Genomic DNA, 816 nt, shown 5'->3' with positions numbered 1-816 from the left:
CACTAAACCTGTTGATACGGAATCGCCATAAATAGGATCGAGAACTGCAAATCCCAGGAATCCGATGGTAGGTGAACCTGCAATTAATGCACATACTGCTGCTTCTGCATGAGTACGTTTAAAAAATTTGTAGCAACCAAACCAGGAGAAAAAGAAACATCCGACAATAACCACAAGTGATACAAGGGTCAGGCGAGTGTCCGCAAAAATCATTTCCCTGTTTGCCCGGGTAATAGAAACAAATAGGGCCGCAGGAAGAGCGTAGTTTAATACCAGTTTATTAAATGCCCGGGCTTGATCTTCTGAAAAAGTTTCTCGTCTGCCGCTAAAATAACCCAACAGCATGATTACGATAATGGGCAATAAATCGCCAATAAAAAATGTTAGCATAATAGTATTTCCGATAAGGGTCCCCTCACCATCGATAATGAGTTGGCAAGAGGAGACGATGTCAGTATTTAATTACCAGCGACTTGTTTTGGGTTAAGTTTGGTAATATGGCCACTTTCAGTTCCTGCTGCTGGGTCGATGACCACATTAATAATGGTCGGTTTGCGCGACTGAATACCGGTAGTTAAAGCATGACGAAGTTCATCTGTCGTGGTGACGTTATAGCCAACGCCACGAAACGCATCCATTAATTTGTCATACCTTGCATGGTGCAATAGATCTGTTGGTGATGGTGCACCAGCGCCACTGAGATCAACACCGTCTCCTCTGTAGATGCCGCCATTATTAAAAATAACGATCGTCACCGGCAGGTTATATCGACAAATCGTTTCAATCTCCATCCCACTGAAGCCAAAAGCACTATCA

At 43.4% G+C, this 816-nt stretch carries 2 protein-coding genes; both read right to left on the bottom strand.

The window, feature by feature from the left end; all coding sequences use genetic code 11:
- Positions 1 to 390: AEC family transporter (locus AC5O77_RS21735; RefSeq protein ID WP_336478393.1), on the bottom strand; the 390-nt coding region annotated here is incomplete at its 3' end.
- A 68-nt stretch (positions 391 to 458) separates the two neighbouring features.
- Positions 459 to 816 (bottom strand): thiamine pyrophosphate-dependent enzyme (locus AC5O77_RS21730; RefSeq protein ID WP_250997155.1); only part of this gene is annotated, 358 nt, incomplete at its 5' end.

This window comes from Stenotrophomonas sp. INTA L402-1, assembly GCF_059295135.1.
This window is presented reverse-complemented; position numbering and strand designations above follow the sequence as displayed.